Source organism: Paraplanobispora siamensis (assembly GCF_016863175.1).
Classification (GTDB): Bacteria; Actinomycetota; Actinomycetes; order Streptosporangiales; family Streptosporangiaceae; genus Planobispora; species Planobispora siamensis.
In genome coordinates, this window is the sequence record NZ_BOOJ01000144.1 from 1 (window position 1) to 943 (window position 943).

Sequence of the window (943 nt, forward strand, 5' to 3'; positions counted from 1 at the left end):
GCCCAGGTTGGGAGAGCCGTTCCACAGGGCGTCGACGAGCAACTGCGCGTCGTGGACCTCCCTGGCGTAGGCGTTCGGGAGCGCCGAGACCTGCACCTTCTGGCAGATGGCGCCGATGTCGCCGCTCATCCAGCTGTTGTTGGGGAACTTCCGCAGCATGGCGTTGAGGAAGGCGTTGGTGGCGTACACCGGGTCGACCAGCTGGGCCGGGGTGCCCCAGCCCTGTGACGGGCGCTGCTGGAACAGGCCCAGGCTGTCGTGGTCGACGGCCACCGTGTAGTTGTGCAGGGTGCTCTCGGTGATCGCGGTGGTCACTGCGATCACGGCGGCCCGCTTGTCGAGCCCCCGGCCCTTGGTCGTGCTGGTGATGATCCGGGCGCACGAGACGTTGTAAGCGTTGACGGCCCGCCCCATGCGCGGGCCGTTCATGTGGGGCCGTACCTGGTTGGCCACGGCGGTGTCCGCCGCGGTCGGTCCGCCCGGCACGCAGGCCGCGTAGGCCAGCGCCGCCGCCAGCTCGGGCGGCACCGGAGGACCGGCCGGGCCGGGGATGCGGCCCGTGGGCGCGGGACTGGGGTCCTGTGCCGTGCCGGTGGCCGGGGCCGGGTCGGGATCCTGCGCGGCGGCGGTACCGGTGCCGCCGGCGAGGAGACCGCCGACCAGGGCGGCCAGTGTGATGAGGGGACGGACGCGGGGCGCGCCCGGACGGCTGCGGGGGTGTTCGGTGTTCATGGTCGTCTCCTGGGGAGTGTCGCTCGGGGATGGCGGAGATACGGCGGAGCCGTGGCGAGACCGGCCTGGGGAGGGCCGTGAGGTGACCGGAGTGGGGGCCGCGGGGACGGCCGTGCCGGATGCCGGCGCGGTGTACCGGCAGAGATCGTCGTGCCGGATGTCAGCGGACGATGCCTTGGGTGTCGATGCCGTCGCCGTTCCAGTCGCCGAC

At 72.9% G+C, this 943-nt stretch carries 1 protein-coding gene; it reads right to left on the reverse strand.

All coding sequences use genetic code 11. The features are described from left to right. On the reverse strand, positions 1–732 hold a 732-nt coding region (locus Psi01_RS42935), incomplete at its 3' end, for a hypothetical protein (RefSeq protein ID WP_204069963.1). Positions 733–943 lie beyond the last annotated feature (211 nt).